General features: G+C 69.4%; 21 protein-coding genes. 20 read left to right on the forward strand and 1 reads right to left on the reverse strand.

Translation table 11 applies throughout. The features are described 5' to 3' along the window. The first annotated feature begins 329 nt into the window (after positions 1-329). The 20 genes from rho to IE212_RS29825 all read left to right on the forward strand — a co-directional run bounded on the left by rho (position 330) and on the right by IE212_RS29825 (position 21022). Complete coding sequence (gene rho, locus IE212_RS29730; RefSeq protein WP_190201055.1) at positions 330-2345, forward strand: transcription termination factor Rho; 2016 nt, start codon at positions 330-332, stop codon at positions 2343-2345. Positions 2346-2532: 187 nt separating this feature from the next. After that, entirely contained in the window at positions 2533-4320 is a 1788-nt protein-coding gene (locus IE212_RS29735) for a trypsin-like serine protease (protein WP_229864635.1), read from the forward strand. Positions 4321-4532: 212 nt separating this feature from the next. Further along, positions 4533-5669 (forward strand): LCP family protein, encoded by a 1137-nt coding sequence (locus IE212_RS29740; RefSeq protein ID WP_190201056.1) that lies wholly within the window; start codon positions 4533-4535, stop codon positions 5667-5669. A gap of 186 nt (positions 5670-5855) precedes the next feature. Beyond that, entirely contained in the window at positions 5856-6077 is a 222-nt protein-coding gene (gene rpmE / locus IE212_RS29745) for a 50S ribosomal protein L31 (RefSeq protein ID WP_003992975.1), read from the forward strand. Between the two features lie 107 nt (positions 6078-6184). Beyond that, complete coding sequence (prfA, locus tag IE212_RS29750) at positions 6185-7261, forward strand: peptide chain release factor 1 (protein ID WP_190201057.1); 1077 nt, start codon at positions 6185-6187, stop codon at positions 7259-7261. Positions 7262-7294: 33 nt separating this feature from the next. Continuing rightward, a complete protein-coding gene (gene prmC, locus IE212_RS29755; protein WP_190201058.1) occupies positions 7295-8140 on the forward strand; it encodes a peptide chain release factor N(5)-glutamine methyltransferase in 846 nt (281 codons plus the stop codon). Positions 8141-8192: 52 nt separating this feature from the next. After that, on the forward strand, positions 8193-8840 hold the full coding sequence (locus tag IE212_RS29760) for an L-threonylcarbamoyladenylate synthase (protein WP_190201059.1): 648 nt from the start codon (positions 8193-8195) through the stop codon (positions 8838-8840). After that, a complete protein-coding gene (locus tag IE212_RS29765) occupies positions 8837-9517 on the forward strand; it encodes an arsenate reductase/protein-tyrosine-phosphatase family protein (protein WP_190201060.1) in 681 nt (226 codons plus the stop codon). Before IE212_RS29760 ends, IE212_RS29765 begins: the two co-directional genes overlap by 4 nt. A gap of 143 nt (positions 9518-9660) precedes the next feature. Next, positions 9661-10899 (forward strand): serine hydroxymethyltransferase, encoded by a 1239-nt coding sequence (gene glyA / locus IE212_RS29770; protein ID WP_190201061.1) that lies wholly within the window; start codon positions 9661-9663, stop codon positions 10897-10899. 129 nt (positions 10900-11028) lie between these two features. After that, a complete protein-coding gene (locus IE212_RS29775) occupies positions 11029-12375 on the forward strand; it encodes an MraY family glycosyltransferase (RefSeq protein WP_190201062.1) in 1347 nt (448 codons plus the stop codon). 298 nt (positions 12376-12673) lie between these two features. Beyond that, positions 12674-13111: a Cg1360 family ATP-synthase-associated protein gene (locus IE212_RS29780; RefSeq protein WP_190201063.1), complete on the forward strand. Its 438-nt coding sequence runs from the start codon at positions 12674-12676 to the stop codon at positions 13109-13111. Positions 13112-13336: 225 nt separating this feature from the next. Continuing rightward, positions 13337-14152 (forward strand): F0F1 ATP synthase subunit A, encoded by an 816-nt coding sequence (gene atpB / locus IE212_RS29785; protein ID WP_506005138.1) that lies wholly within the window; start codon positions 13337-13339, stop codon positions 14150-14152. A gap of 69 nt (positions 14153-14221) precedes the next feature. Next, a complete protein-coding gene (locus IE212_RS29790) occupies positions 14222-14458 on the forward strand; it encodes an ATP synthase subunit C-like protein (protein WP_190201064.1) in 237 nt (78 codons plus the stop codon). A gap of 39 nt (positions 14459-14497) precedes the next feature. Continuing rightward, positions 14498-15046: a F0F1 ATP synthase subunit B gene (locus IE212_RS29795; protein WP_190201065.1), complete on the forward strand. Its 549-nt coding sequence runs from the start codon at positions 14498-14500 to the stop codon at positions 15044-15046. After that, a complete protein-coding gene (locus IE212_RS29800; protein WP_190201066.1) occupies positions 15043-15858 on the forward strand; it encodes a F0F1 ATP synthase subunit delta in 816 nt (271 codons plus the stop codon). Before IE212_RS29795 ends, IE212_RS29800 begins: the two co-directional genes overlap by 4 nt. Before the next feature lie 124 nt (positions 15859-15982). Further along, positions 15983-17572: a F0F1 ATP synthase subunit alpha gene (gene atpA / locus IE212_RS29805; protein WP_190201067.1), complete on the forward strand. Its 1590-nt coding sequence runs from the start codon at positions 15983-15985 to the stop codon at positions 17570-17572. A gap of 20 nt (positions 17573-17592) precedes the next feature. Continuing rightward, positions 17593-18513, forward strand: a complete 921-nt coding sequence (locus IE212_RS29810; RefSeq protein WP_190201068.1) for a F0F1 ATP synthase subunit gamma — start codon at positions 17593-17595, stop codon at positions 18511-18513. Further along, the gene (gene atpD, locus IE212_RS29815) at positions 18514-19950 is read left to right on the forward strand and encodes a F0F1 ATP synthase subunit beta (protein ID WP_190201069.1); all 1437 of its coding nucleotides are present in this window, start codon (positions 18514-18516) and stop codon (positions 19948-19950) included. It begins immediately after the preceding gene. A 117-nt stretch (positions 19951-20067) separates the two neighbouring features. Further along, the gene (locus tag IE212_RS29820) at positions 20068-20445 is read left to right on the forward strand and encodes a F0F1 ATP synthase subunit epsilon (protein ID WP_030246452.1); all 378 of its coding nucleotides are present in this window, start codon (positions 20068-20070) and stop codon (positions 20443-20445) included. A 130-nt stretch (positions 20446-20575) separates the two neighbouring features. Next, complete coding sequence (locus IE212_RS29825; protein ID WP_190201070.1) at positions 20576-21022, forward strand: DUF2550 domain-containing protein; 447 nt, start codon at positions 20576-20578, stop codon at positions 21020-21022. Positions 21023-21241: 219 nt separating this feature from the next. Here IE212_RS29825 and IE212_RS29830 read toward each other — a convergent pair whose 3' ends face one another. Then, positions 21242-23065 (reverse strand): glycoside hydrolase family 18 chitinase, encoded by a 1824-nt coding sequence (locus IE212_RS29830; RefSeq protein WP_190201071.1) that lies wholly within the window; start codon positions 23063-23065, stop codon positions 21242-21244. Positions 23066-23147 lie beyond the last annotated feature (82 nt).

Genomic DNA, 23147 nt, shown 5'->3' on the forward strand with positions numbered 1-23147 from the left:
CGACCCCACCATGGCGAGGTGCCTCGTGTCCCCGTCCGGGACAGACATTCTTCCGGGAGCCCCCCAAACCGCACTGTGTTCCGTACGTCGGACCGTACGTCCTACACGGACACTGAGCGGGGCGCAGGGCACGCTCCGGAACCGGTGCTACCACGCCGCGTGACACTGACACTGGGTGCCACGACACAAGGAAGCGCCATCACCAGATTCCTCCGCCGTTTAGGCGGACCACCGCCCCGGCACGGTTCACACCAGACGAACCGAAGCCGGACAGCACAACCGGTCGCCGAGCCAGACAGGCCGACGTCCGCTCCAGGGAAGGACCCTTCGTGAGCGACACCACCGATCTGATGGGCGCACGTGTCGAGGAGACAGCTGCCGCGCCCGCCACGGACGCCTCCGCGCCTGCCGCCGGTGCCGGCTCCCGGCGGCGCCGCGGTACCGGCCTCGAGGGCATGGTGCTGGCCGAACTGCAGCAGGTCGCATCCGGCCTCGGCATCAGGGGTACCGCGCGTATGCGCAAGAGCCAGCTGATCGAGGTCATCAAGGAGGCCCAGGCGTCCGGCGGGGCCGCTCCGGCGGCGAAGGCCGACGCCCCCGCCGAGGCCAAGCCGAAGCGCCGCGCCACCTCCCGCACCCGTACGGGCGACAACGCGGAGAAGGCCGACAAGCAGGCGGACGCGAAGCAGCCCTCCGAGGCCCCCGCCGAGAAGGCCGAGAAGGCCACGGCGCAGCAGCAGATCGAGATCCCCGGCCAGCCGGCCTCCGACGACGCTCCCGCCGAGCGTCGCCGTCGCCGTGCCACCGCCGACGCCGGATCCCCGGCTTCCGCTCCCGAGACGGTCGCCGCCGAGGCGAAGAACGACTCCAAGGGCGACGCGCCGGCGCAGCAGCAGTCGCAGCAGCAGTCCCAGAACGACGCCAAGTCCGACTCCGGTGACGGCGGCGAGGGCCGTCGGCGCGACCGCCGTGACCGCGGCCGGGACCGCGACCGCGACCGCGGCCGGGGCAACAAGGGCGACGACCAGCAGGGCGGCCAGCGCGGCCAGCAGCAGAACCAGCAGGGCGGCGGCCGTCAGGACCGTGGCGGCCAGCAGGACGACGACGACTTCGAGGGCGGCCGTCGTGGCCGCCGCGGGCGTTACCGCGACCGCCGTGGCCGTCGTGGCCGCGACGACGTGCAGGAGCCGCAGATCGCCGAGGACGACGTCCTGATCCCCGTCGCGGGCATCCTGGACATCCTCGACAACTACGCCTTCATCCGCACGTCCGGCTACCTGCCCGGCCCGAACGACGTGTACGTCTCCCTCGCCCAGGTCCGCAAGAACGGCCTGCGCAAGGGCGACCACATCACCGGTGCCGTGCGCCAGCCCAAGGAAGGCGAGCGCCGCGAGAAGTTCAACGCGCTGGTGCGCCTGGACTCCGTCAACGGCATGGCCCCCGAACACGGCCGTGGCCGCCCGGAGTTCAACAAGCTGACGCCGCTGTACCCGCAGGACCGGCTCCGTCTGGAGACCGACCCGGGCGTGCTGACCACCCGCATCATCGACCTCGTGTCGCCGATCGGTAAGGGCCAGCGCGGTCTGATCGTGGCCCCGCCGAAGACCGGCAAGACCATGATCATGCAGGCGATCGCCAACGCGATCACCCACAACAACCCCGAGTGCCACCTGATGGTCGTCCTGGTCGACGAGCGTCCGGAAGAGGTCACCGACATGCAGCGGTCGGTCAAGGGCGAGGTCATCTCCTCGACCTTCGACCGCCCGGCCGAGGACCACACCACGGTCGCCGAGCTCGCCATCGAGCGCGCCAAGCGCCTGGTGGAGCTGGGCCACGACGTGGTCGTGCTGCTCGACTCGATCACGCGTCTGGGCCGCGCGTACAACCTCGCCGCCCCGGCCTCCGGCCGCATCCTGTCCGGTGGTGTCGATTCCACGGCGCTGTACCCGCCGAAGCGCTTCTTCGGTGCCGCGCGGAACATCGAGGACGGCGGCTCGCTGACCATCCTCGCCACCGCCCTGGTGGACACCGGGTCCCGCATGGACGAGGTGATCTTCGAGGAGTTCAAGGGCACCGGCAACATGGAGCTCAAGCTCGACCGGAAGCTCGCCGACAAGCGCATCTTCCCGGCGGTGGACGTCGACGCGTCCGGCACCCGTAAGGAAGAGATCCTGCTCGGCGGCGAGGAGCTCGCCGTCGTGTGGAAGCTGCGCCGGGTGCTGCACGCGCTCGACCAGCAGCAGGCGATCGAGCTGCTCCTCGACAAGATGAAGCAGACCAAGTCGAACGTCGAGTTCCTGATGCAGATCCAGAAGACGACGCCGACGCCTGGGAACGGTGACTGAGCGCCGTCGAGGTTCGGCTGTTCGTCGGCTGCGGCTTCGCCGTGGCTGGTCGCGCAGTTCCCCGCGCCCCTCAGGGACGTAAGGGCCGCCCCCCGTTCGGAAGCGAACGGGGGGCGGCCCTTTCGCGATGAGCGGGCGGGTTAGGATCACGCTCTCTTCGAACTTGTGATCCCAAGGGGGGACATACATGGGTACACCCATGCCTGGGGGCGGGCGGCACAGACGCCGCATACGGATCGCCCTGCCCGTCGCCGCCGCCGGTGCCGCGGCCGCCGTGACCGCCGCGCTGCTGACGACGTCCGCCGGTGCGGCCGCCGCGCTGCCGCAGCCGCCGGTCAGGCCCGCCACCAGCTCACCGTCGCTCGCCGAGCTGGAGAAGCGGATCGCCGGCGCCATGTCCGGCGACGACACGGCGGGCAGGACGAGCAAGGCGTCGCTCAGCGCCGACACGGGCCCGAGCCGCATCGACCCGAAGATCATCGGCGGCACCGAGACCACCATCAGCACGGCCCCCTGGATGGCGCAGCTCCACTACTACGACAAGCGGGGCACCTCCACCACGAGTGACGACATCGGCTTCTTCTGCGGTGGCGCCGTCGTCGCGCCGACGAAGATCCTCACCGCCGCGCACTGCGTCAAGGGCTACAACTGGAACGCCAACGGCGTCGTCGTCACCGGCACCTCCGAGCTGCCCTCGGACGGCGGGACGGACCTGCACGGCGGTGTCGCGAAGCCCGTCCTGCGGCAGTGGAGCCACCCGTCGTACAACGCGACGACCATCGACAACGACATCGCGCTCCTCACCCTGCCGGAGCCGGTCAGGGCCACGCCGATCCGGATGACGACGTCCGGCGACACGGCCTCGTACCAGGCCGGTACCAGCGCCAAGGTCTACGGCTGGGGCCGCACCAGCTCGACCAGCGACGACATCTCCGAGACGCTGAAGACGGCCACGCTGCCGATCCAGTCCGACACCACCTGCGCCGGCGCCTACGGCAGCGACTTCGTCAAGGGCCACATGGTCTGCGCGGGCAAGCCCGCCACCGGCAGCGACACCGGCACCACCACCGCCTGCAACGGCGACTCCGGCGGCCCGCTGGTCGTGAACAACCGGATCGTCGGAGTCGTGTCCTGGGGCGTGACGGACTGCGTCGCCAAGGGCGCCTACAGCGTCTTCAGCAAGGTCAGCACGTACGTCGGCGCCGCCTACCCGCGCGTGGACGACACCAACATCAACGGCGACCACAGGGCCGACCTGTGGGTCCGCAACGCCTCCACGAAGACCGGGTACTCCAAGAACTCCAAGGGCACGTCGTTCGACGCCCGCGAGTCCTGGGGCGACTGGGGCGGCGTCAACCTCCTCCTCCAGGCCGACCTCGACCGCGACGGCTACCAGGACGTGGTCTACCGCCGCAGCAGCGACGGCGACGTCTTCTGGGGCTCCGGCCGCACCGGGGCCACCCGGCAGATCGCCGACAACTGGAAGACCCGCACCCGCATCATCACCCCGGGTGACGTCACCGGCGACTACCTGCCCGACCTGCTCTCGGTCGACTCCGCGGGCGTGATGTGGATCTACCCGGGCAAGGGCGACGGCACCTTCGCGCCCCGCGTGCAGGTCGGCTCCGGCTGGAACCAGTACAACTCCGTCCGCGGCCACGGCGACTTCACCGGCGACGGCAAGACGGACCTGATCGCCCGCAGCTCGTCCGGCGGCTACCTCTACCTCTACAAGGGCACCGGCAAGGCCGGCTCGGGCGCCTTCTCGGCCCGGGTCAAGGTGCGCACCTGGGACGGCTACAACGCCTTCGACGCACCCGGTGACGTCACCGGCGACGGCAAGGCCGACTTCCTGGCCCGCACCCCCGGCGGCACGCTCTACCTGTACGCGGGCACCGGCAAGGCCACCAGCGAGATCTTCGCCACAAGGATGTCCGTGGGAACCGATTTCGAGCAGTACGACATCTTCGGCTGAAATCGCAGGTGAGCGGGGTACGCCCCACTACGTCCGAACACGCACTGTGCCCACCGCCGTACGCGGTGGGCACAGTCCGTTGTGCAACCCTTTCCCGAGTTTCCCCGTCTGACCAGGCGGAGTGACGATGGTGCCGGGGGAGAGTCCCCCGACCGAGGACGCCTGGCACCTGACTGCAGGGGGTAACCGACCGAAGACGAGCTGAGGAGCCCATGTCTGCCGAGAGCACGCCGGGCCCGGGCATACCGGGCGGAACCGGCACCAACGGACCACGCCACCGCGCCAAGGGCCGGCGCCGCAAGCCCCCCACGCGCCACAAGGCCCTGATGATCACGGCCTGGACCGCGGCGGGCATCGTCGTCCTCGGCGGCACCGGGGCGGGGTACCTGTACTTCAAGCTCAACGGCAACCTCAAGAGCGTCGACATCGACCAGGCCCTCGGCACCGACCGGCCCGAGAAGGCCGACAACGGCTCCGAGAACATCCTCGTCCTCGGCTCCGACACCCGCGCCGGCGGCAACAAGAAGCTCGGCGGCGGCACCGACGACGGCAGCGCCCGCTCCGACACGGCGATGATCGTGCACATCCACAAGGGCCACAAGAAGGCCAGCGTGGTCTCCATCCCGCGCGACACCCTCATCGACCGGCCGTCGTGCACGGACACCAAGGGCGACGAACACCCCGCGGCGAACGGCGTGATGTTCAACTCCGCGTACTCCACCGGCGGGGCCGCCTGCGCCGTGAAGACCGTGGAGTCGATCACCGACCTGCGCATGGACCACTACCTGGAGGTCGACTTCGCCGGCTTCCAGAAGCTCATCGACGACCTCGGCGGCGTCGAGGTCACCACGACCAAGAGCATCGACGACCCCGACAGCCACCTGAAGCTGAAGGCCGGCACCCACAGACTCGACGGAGAGCAGGCCCTCGGTCTGGTCCGCACCCGCCACGGCGTCGGCGACGGCTCCGACCTCGGCCGCATCCAGCTCCAGCAGGCCTTCATCAAGGCCCTGCTGCACCAGGTCGAGGACGTCGGCGTCTTCAGCGACCCCAAGAAGCTGCTCGACCTCGCGGAGACCGCGACCAAGACGGTGACGACCGACTCCGGCCTCGGCTCGGTCAACGACCTCGCGTCGTTCGCGAACGGCCTCAAGGGCATCAGCCCGTCCCACATGCACATGGTCACCATGCCGGTCGCCTACGACCCGGCCGACCCCAACCGCGTCCTGCTCCAGAAGAAGAAGGCCCAGCAGATCTGGGACGCCCTGGAACACGACAGGCCGATCCCGAAGTCGGCCACGGCGCACTCGGCAGCGGGCGAGGCCAAGGGCGTCGTGAGTGCGCCCTGAGGGGCACGTCCCCAGGGGCGCGGGGAACTGCGCGCGCAACCCAGGACAACCCGCAGGGAATAGATCACGACAACCCCCGGTTTTGGGAGTAGGCCCCAGTCCTGGCAGACTGGTACGTCGGCTCCGGTTCACGCTCCCGCACCCCGCGGCAGCGACCCGGCGCCCTCCCGGAACCTAGGAGACACCTTGAAGCGCGACATCCACCCCGAGTACGTCGAGACGCAGGTCAGCTGCACCTGCGGCGCGTCGTTCACCACTCGCAGCACCATCGAGTCCGGCACCATCCGTGCCGACGTCTGCTCCGAGTGCCACCCGTTCTACACGGGCAAGCAGAAGATCCTCGACACCGGTGGCCGTGTGGCCCGCTTCGAGGCCCGCTTCGGCAAGGCCGCCGGCTCCAAGAAGTAGCGAGCCCCATTTCGCCGGTCCACGGAAGTGCCCCCCGCCGGGGCGCTCCGGGACCGGCGTTTTTGGTCGCCCGCCCTTCACCCCCCGTCCGTACACAGGAGCCCAAGATGTTCGAGGCCGTCGAGGAACTCGTCGCCGAGCACGCCGACCTGGAGAAGAAGCTCGCCGACCCGTCGGTCCACGCCGACCAGGCCAACGCGCGCAAGCTGAACAAGCGTTACGCCGAGCTCACCCCCATCGTCGCCACGTACCGCTCCTGGACGCAGACGGGCGACGACATCGAGACCGCGCGCGAATTCGCCGCCGACGACCCCGACTTCGCCGCCGAGGTCAAGGACCTGGAGCAGCAGCGCGAGGAGCTGACGGAGAAGCTGCGCCTGCTGCTGGTCCCGCGCGACCCCAGCGACGACAAGGACGTCATCCTCGAGATCAAGGCGGGCGCGGGCGGCGACGAGTCGGCCCTGTTCGCCGGCGACCTGCTGCGCATGTACCTACGGTACGCCGAGCGCGTCGGCTGGAAGACCGAGATCATCGACGCCACCGAGTCCGAGCTCGGCGGTTACAAGGACGTCCAGGTCGCGGTGAAGACCAAGGGCGGTCAGGGAGCCACCGAGCCCGGTCAGGGCGTATGGGCGCGGCTGAAGTACGAGGGCGGTGTGCACCGCGTGCAGCGCGTCCCGGCGACGGAGTCCCAGGGCCGCATCCACACCTCCGCGGCCGGTGTCCTGGTGACGCCCGAGGCCGAGGAGATCGACGTCGAGATCAACCCCAACGACCTGCGCATCGACGTCTACCGCTCCTCCGGACCGGGCGGACAGTCCGTCAACACCACCGACTCCGCCGTGCGCATCACGCACATCCCGACCGGAGTCGTCGCCTCCTGCCAGAACGAGAAGAGCCAGCTGCAGAACAAGGAGCAGGCCCTGCGTATCCTGCGCTCCAGGCTGCTCGCGGCCGCGCAGGAGGAGGCGGAGAGGAACGCCGCCGACGCCCGCCGCAGCCAGGTCCGCACCGTCGACCGCTCCGAGAAGATCCGCACGTACAACTTCCCGGAGAACCGCATCTCGGACCACCGCGTCGGCTTCAAGGCGTACAACCTGGACCAGGTCCTGGACGGCGATCTCGACGCCGTGATCCAGGCGTGCGTCGACGCGGACTCGGCGGCGAAGCTGGCCGCCGCGTAAGACCGCAGGAGCAACGACTACCGGAGGACTCGCGTGAACCTGCTGCTCGCGGAGGTGGCCCAGGCCACCCAGCGGCTCGCCGACGCCGGCGTGCCCTCGCCGCGCACCGACGCGGAGGAGCTCGCCGCGTTCGTGCACGGCGTCAAGCGCGGCGAGCTGCACAACGTGAAGGACTCCGACTTCGACGCCCGCTACTGGGAGGTCATCGCCCGCCGCGAGGCCCGGGAGCCGCTCCAGCACATCACCGGGCGGGCCTACTTCCGCTACCTGGAACTCCAGGTCGGCCCCGGGGTGTTCGTGCCGCGGCCCGAGACCGAGTCCGTGGTCGGCTGGGCCATAGACGCCGTGCGGGCCATGGACGTCGTCGAGCCGTGCATCGTCGACCTGTGCACCGGATCCGGCGCCATCGCGCTCGCCCTCGCCCAGGAGGTGCCGCGCTCGCGGGTGCACGCCGTGGAGCTGTCCGAGGACGCCCTCAGGTGGACCCGCAGGAACGTCGAGGGGTCCAGGGTCGAACTGCGCCAGGGAGACGCCCTGTCGGCCTTCCCGGACCTCGACGGCCAGGTCGACCTGGTCATCTCCAACCCGCCGTACATCCCGCTCACCGAGTGGGAGTACGTCGCCCCCGAGGCGCGGGACTACGACCCCGGCATGGCCCTGTTCTCCGGCGAGGACGGACTCGACCTCATCCGCGGCCTGGAGCGCACCGCACACCGGCTGCTGCGCCCCGGGGGCGTGGTGGTCGTCGAACACGCCGACACCCAGGGCGGCCAGGTGCCGTGGATCTTCACCGAGGAGCGGGGCTGGGCCGACGCGGCCGACCACCCGGACCTCAACAACCGTCCCCGGTTCGCGACGGCCCGCAAGGCACTGCCGTGACCGTCCCGCAGACTCTTTCCCAGACATACGTGTACGAGGAGGCCCGCTAGACATGGCACGGCGATACGACACCAACGACGCGACCGACCGCACGACCGGTCTGCGCGAAGCCGCGTCCGCCGTCCGCCGAGGCGAGCTGGTCGTCCTCCCGACCGACACGGTGTACGGCATCGGCGCGGACGCGTTCTCCTCGGAGGCCGTCGGTGACCTGCTTCAGGCCAAGGGCCGGGGCCGCAACATGCCCTCGCCCGTCCTCATCGGCTCCCCGAACACGCTGCACGGGCTCGTCACGGACTTCTCCGAGCTGGCCTGGGAGCTGGTCGACGCCTTCTGGCCGGGCGCGCTGACGCTCGTCGCCAGGCACCAGCCGTCCCTGCAGTGGGACCTCGGGGACACCCGGGGCACGGTCGCCGTGCGGATGCCGCTGCACCCGGTCGCCATCGAGCTGCTCACCGAGGTCGGCCCGATGGCCGTGTCCTCCGCCAATCTCACCGGCCACCCGGCGCCGGAGGACTGCGACGCCGCGCAGGAGATGCTCGGCGACTCCGTCTCCGTCTACCTCGACGGCGGCCCGACCCCCGGCAACGTGCCGTCGTCGATCGTGGACGTGACCCGTGAGGTGCCGCTGCTGCTGCGCGCGGGCGCCATCTCGGCGGACGAGCTGCGAAAGGTCGTACCCGACCTCGAGGTGGCGAATTGACGGCCCCTGAGGCGGGGCGTGGCATAGGCAACGGGGAAAGCGCGGCGGAGATCACGACGACGTTCGTGGGGCTTCCGCGTGACAGCTTCCGCATCCTCCACGTCAGCACCGGCAACGTGTGCCGTTCGCCCATCACCGAGCGGCTGACCCGCCATTTCGTGCGGGAGCGGCTCGGCATCCTGGGCGGCGGGCTGATCGTGGAGAGCGCGGGCACCTGGGGTCACGAGGGTGCGCCCATGGAGTCCCACGCGGAGACCGTCCTGGCCGACTTCGGCGCGGACGCCTCCGGCTTCACCGGGCGCGAGCTCCTCGACGAGCACGTGATCCGCGCCGACCTGGTGCTGACCGCCACCCGGGACCACCGGGCGCAGGTCATCTCGATGGGCCACTCGGCGGGCCTGCGCACCTTCACGCTCAAGGAGTTCACCCGCCTGGTCAAAGCCATCGACCCGGCGACCCTGCCACCCCTGGAGGAGGGCGTGGTCGTCCGCGCGCGCGCCCTGGTGCGTGCCGCGGCGGCTCTACGCGGGTGGCTGCTGGCGCCGAACGCGGAGGCGGACGAGGTGTACGACCCGTACGGGGCGCCTCTGACGTTCTTCCGGTCCATCGGGGACGAGATACACCAGGCGCTCGATCCGGTCGTCACGGCCCTGACGGGCGTCCCCGCACGGACGTGACGACCGAGCGCCCCAGGGACCCCGGGCCTACATTGGACGTACGTCACCACGGCGAGTGAGCCGAAGAGGCGCGTCGGCCTCTCGAGACCGACTCAGGCGCCCCGGAGGCGAACCGCCCAGAAATGCGCCGCCCGGAGCCCACCATGACGGTCACCCCTGCCATCGAGGCCGACGTCCTGCGCCACCAGGACCCCGAGCTCGCCGACATCCTGCTCGCGGAGCGGAAGAGGCAGGCGACGACCCTCCGCCTGATCGCCGCGGAGAACTTCAGTTCGCCGGCCGTGCTGGCCGCCCTCGGCTCATCGCTCGCCGACAAGTACGCGGAGGGCTACCCGGGAGCGCGGCACCACGGCGGCTGCGAGATCGTGGACGTCGCCGAACGCCTCGCCGTGGACCGGGCCAAGGACCTGTTCGACGCCGACCACGCCAACGTCCAGGCCTACTCGGGCTCTTCGGCGGTGCTGGCCGCCTACGCCGCGCTGCTGCGCCCCGGCGACACCGTCCTCGCCCTCGGCCTGCACCACGGCGGCCACCTCACGCACGGCTCGCCCGCCAACTTCTCCGGCCGCTGGTTCGACTTCGTCGGCTACGGCGTCGAGGCCGAGTCCGGGCTCATCGACCACGAGCAGGTGCGCACGCTGGCCCGCACGCGCCGCCCCAAGGCGATCGTGTGCGGTTCGATCGCCTACCCCCGGCACCTGGACTACGCGTTCTTCCGCGAGGTCGCCGACGAGGTGGGCGCGTACCTCATCGCGGACGCCGCGCACCCGATCGGCCTGGTCGCCGGGGGAGCGGCGCCGAATCCGGTGCCGTACGCGGACATCGTCTGCGCCACCACGCACAAGGTGCTGCGGGGCCCGCGCGGCGGCATGCTCCTGTGCCGCGCGGAACTGGCCGAGCGCGTCGACCGGGCCGTGTTCCCCTTCACCCAGGGCGGTGCGCAGATGCACACCGTCGCCGCCAAGGCGGTCGCCTTCGGCGAGGCGGCGACACCGGCGTTCTCCGCGTACGCACATCAGGTGGTCGCCAACGCGAGGGTGCTCGCGGCACGGCTGGCCGCCGAGGGCCTGGTGGTCACCACCGGCGGCACGGACACCCACCTGATCACCGCCGACCCGGCGCCGCTCGGCGTCGACGGACGCACCGCCCGTGGCCGTCTCGCCGCGGCCGGCCTGGTCCTGGACTGCTGTGCGCTGCCTCACGGTGATGCCCGGGGACTGCGGCTCGGCACCGCCGCGATCACCACGCAGGGTATGGGCGAGGCGGAGATGGCGCGGATCGCCGAACTGCTCGCAGGGGTGCTCAGGGGCGTGACCGGGGCCGCGAGGGCCCGTGAAGATGTGCGGGAGCTTACAGGTGAATTTCCGCCGTACCCGGCTTGAGTCGGGGTAAGCGCACCAGGGTGCACAGCTACTCGTGCAACCATCGTCGCTACCCGGAAGTCCTCACCCGTATGCGCGCATCGCTAGGGTGTGGGGCTGTGATGGCCAGCGAGACCTGTGGGGAAGCCCGTGCGTGAATACCTCCTGACGCTCTGCATCACGGCCGCGGTGACGTATCTGCTGACAGGGCCGGTACGGAAGTTCGCGATCGTGGCCGGAGCGATGCCGGAGATCCGGGCACGTGACGTGCACCGGGAGCCCACTCCGCGCCTCGGCGGTATCGCGATGTTCTTCGGCCTGTGCGCGGGCCTGCTGGTCGCCGACCACCTGACCAACCTCAACCAGGTCTTCGAGACGTCGAACGAACCCCGGGCGCTGCTGTCCGGGGCGGCGCTGATCTGGCTGATCGGGGTGCTGGACGACAAGTTCGAGATCGACGCCCTGATCAAGCTGGGCGGGCAGATGATCGCGGCGGGCGTGATGGTCGTCCAGGGTCTGACGATCCTGTGGCTGCCCGTCCCGGGCGTCGGCTCGGTCGCGCTCACCCAGTGGCAGGGCACCCTGCTGACGGTCGCGCTGGTCGTCATCACCATCAACGCGGTGAACTTCGTCGACGGCCTGGACGGTCTCGCGGCCGGCATGGTCTGCATCGCGGCGACCGCGTTCTTCCTGTACGCCTACCGCATCTGGTACTCGTACGGCGTGGAGGCCGCCGCCCCCGCCACCCTCTTCTCGGCGATCCTGATGGGCATGTGCCTGGGCTTCCTGCCGCACAACATGCACCCGGCGCGGATCTTCATGGGTGACTCGGGCTCCATGCTGATCGGCCTGGTCCTGGCCGCCGGCGCGATCTCCGTCACGGGGCAGGTCGATCCGGACGCGCTCAACCTGTACGTCGGCTCCGAGAAGGAGGCCGTGCACCAGACGGTCCCCGTCTACATCCCGTTGCTGCTGCCGCTGACGATCATCGCGGTGCCGGCCGCCGACCTGATCCTGGCGATCGTGCGCCGCACCTGGCGGGGCCAGTCCCCGTTCGCCGCCGACCGGGGCCACCTCCACCACCGCCTGCTGGAGATCGGCCACTCGCACAGCCGCGCGGTGCTGATCATGTACTTCTGGTCGGCGCTGATCGCCTTCGGCGCGCTCGCCTACTCGGTCAACTCGGCGTCCATGTGGATCGTGCTCGGTGTCGTGTTCCTCAGTGCGATCGGTCTCATCCTGCTTCTCCTGCCGCGCTTCACACCGCGCGCCCCGCGCTGGATGGAGCACTTCGTGCCGCCGCGCTACCGCAGGCGCGGCGAGGTGGCGGCCGTGGCTCCCGAGGCCTCGACGCCGGCGGCCGCCGCCGAGCAGCCGGCCGCCGTGGCGCAGGAGAACCGCACGCCGGTGGTGTCCGGAGTCGCCGGGGTCAACGGGGCGACCGCCATCGGCTCCCGTGCACGTCTGGACGACCGGCGCAGAGCCGGGACAAGGTAAGAATCTGACTAGAGCATTGCCAAGTCGTGGGGTTGCGATGGGGGTATGAAGCACCCCAATACCAGACATCTCGGCGCGGTTCCCGCTCAGACGCGCAGTTTCACTCTCATGTGTGACTGTGCGCACACCTTCAGGTAAAGACTGCATCAAATAGTTTGTGATACGGTTCACGAGAACCCCCCGGATAGAGCCGAAGGACCGTAGTGCGACGGTCCATTGGTGTGAGGTCTCCACTCAGCCCGGGACTACGCTCGTCCATGACGACACCCCTGCCCCCTGCGAAAGCGGAGTTGCCGCCATGCCGTCCAATGACGCCCGGAACCTTCTGCAGTGCGCTGTGCCAACAGCCGCTGCCGGTGCGGTCGCGGTCGCCGTCAGCGGCGTGGTGGCCGGAGGCAAGGGCGCCGTCGGAGCGGCCGTCGGTACAGCGCTGGCCATCCTCTTCATGGGAATCGGCCTCTTCGTTCTCCAGTGGACGGCAAAAACGCTCCCGCAGTTGTTCCAGGCCATGGGGCTGATGCTGTACATGGCCCAGCTCCTGCTCCTCCTGATCTTTGTCGCCCTCTTCAAGGACACCTCTCTCTTCAACGCGAAGACGTTCGCCGCCGGGCTCGTCGTCGCGACCGTCGTGTGGATGGCTGCGCAGGCTCGTGCGCACATGAAGGCCAAGATCTTCTACATCGACCCGGACTCCGCGAAGAGTGAGAAGCCCGAGAAGACCGGGTCGTCGTCGTGACGGGTAGGGGCGCGATAAAGAGCACTGAGAAGTCCTGCTATCGTCCGGTGCCAACTGCGGCATCGCGGGCGCGGGCATCTGAGCTGACGCCTGCTCGAACGCGAGGCTCGATGCCCCCCAGCCGCCCTCACATCCGTAACACCAGTCCGGTGCCGATCCGCGGCTGCGCGCCGCGCCGACACAACGAGGTTGCCGTACCCATGCGTCACACCGAAGGAGCCCGCGGTGAGTGCTGACCAGACCCAGCTCGCCTTTGACTGGAGCTGTCGGATCATGTCCGACGGGTGTGGTTTTCCGGCACCGGGCCTGCACTCGTTCCTCTTCAAGCCGATCGCCACGGTTGGAGGGTTCGAGTTCAACAAGGTGATGCTGCTCGCCATCATCACCACCGTTCTCGTCATCGGCTTCTTCTGGGCGGCCTTCGGCAAGGCCAAGGTGGTGCCGGGCAAGCTGCAGATGGTCGGCGAGGCCGGCTACGACTTCGTCCGCCGCGGCATCGTCTACGAGACCCTCGGCAAGAAGGAGGGCGAGAAGTACGTCCCCCTGATGGTCTCGCTGTTCTTCTTCATCTGGATCATGAACATCTGGTCCGTGATCCCGCTCGCGCAGTTCCCGGTCTCTTCGATCATCGCGTTCCCGGCGGTCCTGGCCGTGATCGTCTACGTGACCTGGGTGTCGCTGACCTTTAAGCGGCACGGCTTCGTCGGGTTCTTCAAGAACATCACCGGCTACGACAAGTCGCTCGGCCCTGTGCTGCCGCTCGTGATGGTCATCGAGTTCTTCTCGAACCTGCTCGTCCGGCCGTTCACGCACGCGGTGCGACTCTTCGCCAACATGTTCGCCGGTCACCTGATGCTGGTGATGTTCACCGTCGCCTCCTGGTACCTGCTGAACAGCTGGATGATCCCGGCGGCCGGTGTCTCCTTCGTGATGACCGTCGCCATGATCGGCTTCGAGCTTTTCGTGCAGGCCGTCCAGGCGTACGTTTTCGTACTCCTCGCCTGCACGTACATCCAGGGCGCTCTGGCCGAGCACCACTGAGCCCCGCCCCCACACCATGTCGTCCGGTGGCCAACCCCCACCGGTCCGTTAAGAGAAGGAAGATTCAGCATGGCTGCCACTGAGACCCTCGCCGCTGTCTCCGGTTCGCTCGGTTCCGTCGGCTACGGCCTCTCGGCTATCGGCCCCGGCATCGGCGTCGGCATCATCTTCGGCAACGGCACCCAGGCCCTGGCCCGTCAGCCCGAGGCCGCTGGTCTGATCCGTGCCAACCAGATCCTGGGCTTCGCCTTCTGTGAGGCGCTCGCCCTCATCGGCATCGTTATGCCGTTCGTGTTCGGTCAGTAATTTCCTGCTCACCGACACGTTTCGACGAAAGGCACTGATGTGATCGCCAACCTGGTACAGCTGGCGGCCGAGGAGGAGCAGAACCCGCTCGTTCCTCCGGGCCCCGAGCTGCTCGTCGGCACCATCGCCTTCGCCATCGTGTTCTTCTTCTTCTGGAAGAAGCTGCTTCCGAACATCAACAAGGTTCTGGAGGAGCGCCGCGCGGCGATCGAAGGCGGTATCGAAGAGGCCGAGACCATGAAGGTCGAGGCCCAGAGCGTCCTTGAGCAGTACAAGGCACAGCTCGCCGAGGCCCGGCACGAGGCCGCGCGTCTGCGCCAGGAGGCGCAGGAGCAGGGTGCCGCCCTCATCGCCGAGATGCGGGCCGAGGGCCAGCGGCAGCGCGAGGAGATCGTCGCCGCCGGTCACGCCCAGATCGAGGCCGACCGCAAGGCCGCCGCGTCCACGCTGCGCCAGGACGTCGGCAAGCTGGCCACGGACCTGGCCGGCAAGCTCGTCGGCGAGTCCCTCGAGGACCACGCCCGCCAGAGCCGCGTGATCGACCGGTTCCTCGACGAGCTCGAGGAGAAGGCCGAGGCCGGGCGATGAACGGAGCGAGCCGCGAGGCCCTGGCAGCCGCACGTGAGCGTCTCGACGCGCTGACGGACTCCACGTCCGTGGACGCGGGGAAGCTCGCCGACGAGCTGGCCGCCGTCACCGCGCTGCTCGACCGCGAGGTGTCGCTGCGTCGGGTCCTCACCGACCCGGCGCAGGCCGGCGAGGCCAAGGCCGAGCTGGCCCAGCGCCTGCTCGGCACCCAGGTCAGCGGCCCGGCCGTGGACCTGGTGGCCGGGATGGTGCGCTCCCGCTGGTCGCAGTCGCGCGACCTGGTGGACGCGCTGGAGGAGCTGGCCGCGACCGCCGACCTCACCGCCGCGCAGAAGGCGGGCAAGCTCGACGACGTCGAGGACGAGCTGTTCCGGTTCGGCCGGATCGTCTCCGGCAGCACCGAGCTGCGTGCCGCGCTGACCGACCGCAAGGCCACCACCTCGGCCAAGAGCGAGCTGCTGCGCGGCCTGCTCGGCGGCCGGGCCCAGCCGGCCACCGAGCGTCTGGTGACGCGCCTTGTGACCGCGCCGCGGGGACGTAGCCTGGAGTCGGGACTGGAGTCCCTGTCCAAGCTCGCCGCCGACCGCCGGAACCGCATGGTCGCCGTCGTCACCTCGGCGGTGCCGCTGAGCGAACCGCAGAAGCAGCGCCTGGGCGCCGCCCTCGCGAAGCTCTACGGCCGTCAGATGCACCTCAACCTGGACGTGGACCCCGAGGTCCTCGGCGGGATCCGGGTGCAGGTCGGTGACGAGGTCATCAACGGCTCCCTCGCGGACCGCATCGAGGACGCCAGCCGCCGGCTCGCCGGCTGAGCAGCAACTCAATAGGCACAACGTACTTACGACGGCCCTGGTTGGGCCGTGCAGAAGAATCCTGGGGGTCGCCCCCAGACCCCCTAAGAAACTTCGGGCCCAACAAGGAGAGCAGGGAACCCAGATGGCGGAGCTCACGATCCGGCCGGAGGAGATCCGGGACGCACTGGAGAACTTCGTCCAGGCGTACAAGCCGGACGCGGCCTCGCGCGAGGAGGTCGGTACGGTCACCTTTGCCGGCGACGGCATCGCGAAGGTCGAGGGCCTGCCCTCGACCATGGCCAACGAGCTGCTGAAGTTCGAGGACGGCACCCTCGGCCTCGCCCTCAACCTCGAGGAGCGCGAGATCGGTGCCATCGTCCTCGGTGAGTTCAGCGGCGTCGAGGAGGGTCAGCCGGTCTCGCGTACCGGTGAGGTTCTCTCCGTCGCGGTCGGCGAGGGCTACCTCGGCCGCGTGGTCGACCCCCTCGGCAACCCGATCGACGGTCTCGGCGAGATCGAGACCACCGACCGCCGCGCGCTCGAGCTGCAGGCCCCCACGGTCATGCAGCGCAAGTCGGTGCACGAGCCGATGGAGACCGGCTACAAGGCCGTCGACGCGATGACCCCCGTCGGCCGCGGTCAGCGTCAGCTGATCATCGGTGACCGCCAGACCGGCAAGACCGCCCTGGCCGTCGACACGATCATCAACCAGCGCGACAACTGGCGCTCGGGCGACCCGAAGAAGCAGGTCCGCTGCATCTACGTCGCCATCGGCCAGAAGGGCTCCACCATCGCCGGCGTGCGCGGCGCTCTGGAGGAGGCCGGCGCGCTGGAGTACACGACCATCGTCGCCGCCCCGGCGTCCGACCCGGCGGGCTTCAAGTACCTGGCCCCCTACACCGGTTCGGCCATCGGTCAGCAGTGGATGTACGAGGGCAAGCACGTCCTGATCATCTTCGACGACCTGTCGAAGCAGGCCGACGCCTACCGCGCCGTGTCGCTGCTGCTGCGCCGCCCGCCGGGCCGTGAGGCCTACCCGGGTGACGTCTTCTACCTGCACTCCCGCCTGCTGGAGCGCTGCGCCAAGCTCTCCGACGAGATGGGCGCCGGCTCGATGACCGGTCTGCCGATCGTCGAGACCAAGGCCAACGACGTGTCGGCGTTCATCCCGACCAACGTCATCTCCATCACCGACGGCCAGTGCTTCCTGGAGTCGGACCTGTTCAACGCCGGTCAGCGCCCCGCGCTGAACGTCGGTATCTCCGTCTCCCGAGTCGGTGGTTCCGCTCAGCACAAGGCGATGAAGCAGGTCTCCGGCCGTCTGCGTGTGGACCTCGCCCAGTTCCGTGAGCTGGAGGCGTTCGCCGCCTTCGGTTCCGACCTGGACGCCGCGTCCAAGGCGCAGCTGGAGCGCGGTCAGCGCATGGTCGAGCTGCTGAAGCAGCCGCAGTACCAGCCGATGGCCACCGAGGACCAGGTCGTCTCCGTCTGGGCCGGCACCACCGGCAAGATGGACGACGTCCCCGTCGCCGACATCCGCCGCTTCGAGTCGGAGCTGCTGGACTACCTGCACCGCAAGGAGCAGGGTCTGATGACCTCCATCCGCGAGGGCGGCAAGATGTCCGACGACACCCTCCAGGCCGTGGCGGACGCCATCGCGGAGTTCAAGAAGCAGTTCGAGACCTCCGACGGCAAGCTGCTCGGCGAGGACGCCCCGGCTGCCGGCAAGTGACGACGGAAGGGACCTGACTCATGGGAGCCCAGCTCCGGGTCTACAAGCGTCGCATCCGATCCGTCTCCGCGACCAAGAAGATCACCAAGGCGATGGAGATGATCGCCGCCTCGCGCGTCGTCAAGGCGCAGCGCAAGGTGGCGGCCTCCACCCCGTACGCGACCGAGCTCACCCGCGCGGTCACGGCGGTCGCCACCGGCTCTAACACCAAGCACCCGCTGACGACGGAGGCCGAGAACCCGACCCGCGCCGCGGTCCTGCTCCTCACGAGCGACCGCGGTCTGGCCGGCGCCTTCAACGCCAACGCCATCAAGGCGGCGGAGAAGCTGACGGAGAAGCTGGAGGCGGAGGGCAAGGAGGTCGTCAACTTCATCGTCGGCCGCCGTGGTGTCGCCCACTACAACTTCCGCGAGCGCCGAATCGCGGAGTCGTTCACGGGCTTCACCGACGACCCTTCGTACGCGGACGCCAAGAAGGTCGCGGCCCCGCTGATCGAGGCCATCGAGACGGAGACGGCCGAGGGCGGCGTGGACGAGCTCCACATCGTCTACACCGAGTTCGTGTCGATGATGACGCAGACGGCGACCGAGGCCCGGCTGCTGCCGCTCAGCCTCGACGAGGTCGCCGAGGAGGCCAAGCCCGCCAAGGGCGAGATCCTCCCGCTGTTCGACTTCGAGCCGTCGGCTGAGGACGTCCTGGACGCCCTCCTGCCGCGCTACGTCGAGAGCCGCATCTACAACGCGCTGCTCCAGTCGGCCGCCTCCAAGCACGCCGCCACGCGGCGCGCGATGAAGTCGGCCACCGACAACGCCGGTGAGCTCATCGAGACGCTCACCCGGCTTGCCAACCAGGCCCGCCAGGCCGAAATCACCCAGGAAATCAGCGAGATCGTCGGTGGCGCGAGTGCCCTGGCCGACGCGACCGCGGGGAGTGACCGATAAATGACCACCACTGTTGAGACGGCCACGGCGACGGGCCGCGTCGCGCGGGTCATCGGCCCGGTCGTCGACGTGGAGTTCCCCGTCGACGCGATGCCGGACATCTACAACGCCCTCCACGTCGAGGTCGCCGACCCGGCGAAGGCGGGCGAGAAGAAGACGCTGACCCTGGAGGTCGCCCAGCACCTGGGTGACGGCCTGGTCCGCGCGATCTCCATGCAGCCCACCGACGGCCTGGTCCGCCAGGCCCCGGTCGTCGACACCGGCGCGGGCATCACCGTCCCGGTCGGCGACTTCACCAAGGGCAAGGTGTTCAACACCCTCGGTGAGGTGCTGAACACCGACGAGACCTACGAGGGCGAGCGCTGGTCCATCCACCGCAAGGCCCCCGCGTTCGACCAGCTCGAGTCGAAGACCGAGATGTTCGAGACGGGTCTGAAGGTCGTCGACCTGCTCACCCCGTACGTCAAGGGCGGCAAGATCGGTCTGTTCGGTGGTGCCGGTGTCGGCAAGACCGTGCTGATCCAGGAAATGATCATGCGTGTCGCCAACCTCCACGAGGGCGTCTCCGTCTTCGCGGGCGTCGGCGAGCGCACCCGTGAGGGCAACGACCTCATCGCGGAGATGGAAGAGTCCGGCGTTCTGGACAAGACCGCGCTGGTCTTCGGCCAGATGGACGAGCCCCCGGGCACGCGTCTGCGCGTGGCCCTGGCCGGCCTGACGATGGCGGAGTACTTCCGCGACGTCCAGAAGCAGGACGTGCTGTTCTTCATCGACAACATCTTCCGCTTCACCCAGGCCGGTTCCGAGGTGTCGACCCTGCTCGGCCGTATGCCCTCCGCGGTGGGCTACCAGCCGAACCTGGCCGACGAGATGGGCACCCTCCAGGAGCGCATCACCTCGACCCGTGGTCACTCGATCACCTCGATGCAGGCGATCTACGTCCCCGCGGACGACCTGACCGACCCGGCCCCGGCCACCACCTTCGCCCACCTCGACGCGACGACGGTTCTGTCCCGTCCGATCTCCGAGAAGGGCATCTACCCGGCCGTGGACCCGCTGGACTCGACGTCCCGGATCCTCGACCCGCGGTACATCTCGGCGGACCACTACAACGCCGCGATGCGCGTGAAGAACATCCTGCAGAAGTACAAGGACCTGCAGGACATCATCGCGATCCTCGGTATCGACGAGCTCGGCGAGGAGGACAAGCTCGTCGTCCACCGTGCCCGTCGCGTGGAGCGCTTCCTGTCCCAGAACACCCACGCCGCCAAGCAGTTCACCGGCGTGGACGGTTCGGACGTGCCGCTGGACGAGTCGATCGCCGCGTTCAACGCGATCTGCGACGGCGAGTACGACCACTTCCCGGAGCAGGCGTTCTTCATGTGCGGTGGTCTCGAGGACCTGAAGAAGAACGCGAAGGAGCTGGGCGTCTCCTGACCCGGGCAGCGCTCGAGTCATGAGGGGGCGGGGTTCGTCCCGCCCCCTCATTCACGACCATTAGACTTGTAACCAACACCCGGCACTCCCGCCGGGTGGTGACCCGAGGAGCCACCCTTGGCTGCTGAGCTGCACGTCGCGCTGGTCGCGGCCGACCGTGAGGTCTGGTCCGGCCAGGCCACCCTGGTCGTCGCGCGCACCACGTCCGGCGACATCGGCGTCATGCCCGGTCACCAGCCGCTGCTCGGTGTGCTGGAGTCGGGCCCCGTGACCATCCGCACGAGCGAGGGCGGGACGGTCGTCGCCGCGGTGCACGGCGGATTCATCTCGTTCGCGGACGACAAGCTCTCGCTGCTGGCGGAAGTCGCCGAGCTGTCGGACGAGATCGATGTCCAGCGTGCCGAGCGGGAGCTCGAGCGCGCGAAGGCGGAGGATGACGCGGAGGCCCAGCGCCGCGCGGACGTCCGGCTGCGCGCCGCGACGGCGGCACGCTGACTCCGTCCGCGGTGTGAAGACGTCACTCAGCCGCGGCTGGGTACCGGAGAGATCCGGACCCGGCCGCGGCTGAGCCGGATGTGGGTGATTTTTACGTTCCGTTACCTAGGAGACGAGGAGGTCGGTGCCGATGGTCCTCGCTCTGACTGTGTGCGGAACCGTGGTGGCCCTCGTGGTGGTGGGCCTCTTCGTCTTCGGGCTGCGCCGCCGGCTGATCCAGCGTTCGGGCGGAACCTTCGACGCCAGCCTGCGCTGGGACGCCCCGGAGCGGGGCGACACCAACGGCAAGGGCTGGGCGTACGGGGTGGCCCGGTACAACGGCGACCGCGTCGAGTGGTTCCGGGTCTTCTCGTACTCGCCGCGCCCGCGCCGCGTCCTGGAGCGTTCCGCGATCGAGGTGGCCGGCCGCCGGGTCCCGGAGGGCGAGGAGGAGCTGGCGCTCCTCTCCGACCATGTGATCCTGACCTGTCTGCACCGGGGCTCCCGGCTGGAGCTCGCCATGAGCGAGGACGCGCTGACCGGTTTCCTCGCGTGGCTCGAGGCCGCCCCGCCCGGTCAGCGGGTGAACGTGGCGTAGCCCCCCGTCACTCGCCGGGTTCAGGCCGGATCAGCCGAGCGCGCCATTGTGGTCGATCCCTTCTTCGTTCCCCGGACACGGCTGTCCGGCCTCCGGAGCCTGGACGTCGCCCTTGCCGACGCCGCCGTACACCGGGGGCGCGGGGCGTGAAGAAGCCGCCGTGGACAGACCCGGGGTCTGCCCACGGCGGAGGCGGGGAGCGCGGGAACGGACCGCGGGTTACCGCAGTCCGCTGTCGATGGCCGTCACCAGCTCCCCGTTGCCGGTGTCGCCGCTGAACTCCCAGAAGAACGCGCCGCCCAGGCCCTGGTTCCTGGCCCAGGTCATCTTCCCGGCGATCGTCGACGGGGTGTCGTAGGACCACCAGTTGGTGCCGCAGTGCGCGTACGCCGTGCCCGCGATGGCGCCGGTGGCCGGACAGGAGTTCTTCAGGACCTTGTAGTCCTCGATACCCGCCTCGTACGTGCCCGGAGCCGCGCCGGTCGCCGATCCGCCCGGGGCGGACTGGGTGACGCCGGTCCAGCCGCGGCCGTAGAAGCCGATGCCGAGCAGCAGCTTGGCGGACGGGACACCCTTCGCCTTCAGCTTGGCGATCGCGTCGGCCGAGTTGAAGCCGGCCTGCGGGATCCCGGGGTACGAGGTCAGCGGGGAGTGCGGGGCGGTGGGGCCGTCCTTGTCGAAGGCGCCGAAGTAGTCGTACGTCATCACGTTGTACCAGTCGAGGTACTGTGCGGCGCCGCCGTAGTCGGCCGCGTCGATCTTGCCCCCGGAGGAACCGTCGCCGGTGATGGCGGCGGTCACCAGGTAGTCCTTCCCGAACTCCGCGCGCAGGGCCTGCACGAGGTTCCTGAACGCCGCCGGGCCGGACGTGTCGCAGGTCAGACCGCAGGCGTTCGGGTACTCCCAGTCGATGTCGATGCCGTCGAACACATCGGCCCAGCGCGGATCCTCCACCACGGCCTTGCAGGACTTGGCGAACGCGGCGGCGTTCTGCGCGGCCTGGCCGAAACCGCCCGAGTAGGTCCAGCCGCCGAAGGAGTACAGCACCTTGATGTGCGGGTACTTGGCCTTGAGCTGGCGCAGCTGGTTGAAGTTGCCGCGCAGCGGCTGGTCCCAGGTGTCGGCGGTGCCGCTGACCGATTGGTCGGCGGTGTAGGCCTTGTCGTAGGCGGCGTAGGTGTCGTCGACGGTGCACTGGCCGTTCTTGACGTTGCCGAACGCGTAGTTGATGTGGGTGATCTTCGACGCGGAGCCGGAGGTCACCAGGTTCTTCACGTGGTAGTTGCGGCCGTAGACGCCCCACTCGACGAAGTAGCCCAGCTTGACCTTGTCGCCGGTGGGCGGCTCGGTGGTGCCGCCGGTGGTGCGCACGGCGCGGGCGCCGCTGACCGGGCCGGTCTGGTCGGCGGTGTCGCGGGCCTGCACCGAGTAGGAGTAGTCGGTGCCGGCGGTCAGGCCGGTGTCGGTGTACGAGGTGCCCGTCACGGTGGCGACCTTGCCGCCGTCGCGCAGGACGTCGTAGTTCTTGACGCCCTTGTCGTCGGTGGCGGCGGACCAGGACAGCTTCACCGAGGTGTTGGTGATGTCGGAGGCGGTCGGGGTGCCGGGGGCGCTCGGCGCGCTGTCGCCGGGTTCCGTCGTGCCGCCGTCGCAGCTGCCGCCGTTGAGCTTGCAGTTCGCGGGGGAGCCGGTGCCACTGCCGTTGAAGCCGAAGGAGACGGAGGCGCCGGGGGCGAGGGTGCCGTTCCAGGACTTGTTCCTGGCGGTCCAGTGGGTGCCGGAGGAGGTGACGTCGGCGTCCCAGGCGGAGGTCACGGAGGTGCCGGAGGGGAAGTCCCACTCGACGGCCCAGGAGCTGAGCGTCGTGGTTCCGGTGTTCTTCACCGTCCACTTGCCTTCGAAGCCCGAGCCCCAGTCCTGCGTCTTGGCGTAGGTAGCGGTGGCGGACGCGGCCGCCTGGGCGGGGGTGGCGAGGCCGACCATGCCGGCCAGCGGGAGCAACAGCGTCGCGAGTCCCGCAGCGGCTCTGTGTCTGAAGCGCATGCGGCGCCTCCTTGTGGGGTCGTGGGGGCGTGACTGAGCCTCACACCCCTCATGGTGCGGTGAGAGTAGAAAGGTCTGGACC

Origin of the sequence: Streptomyces djakartensis (assembly GCF_014651075.1) — a bacterium.
Classification (GTDB): Bacteria; Actinomycetota; Actinomycetes; order Streptomycetales; family Streptomycetaceae; genus Streptomyces; species Streptomyces djakartensis.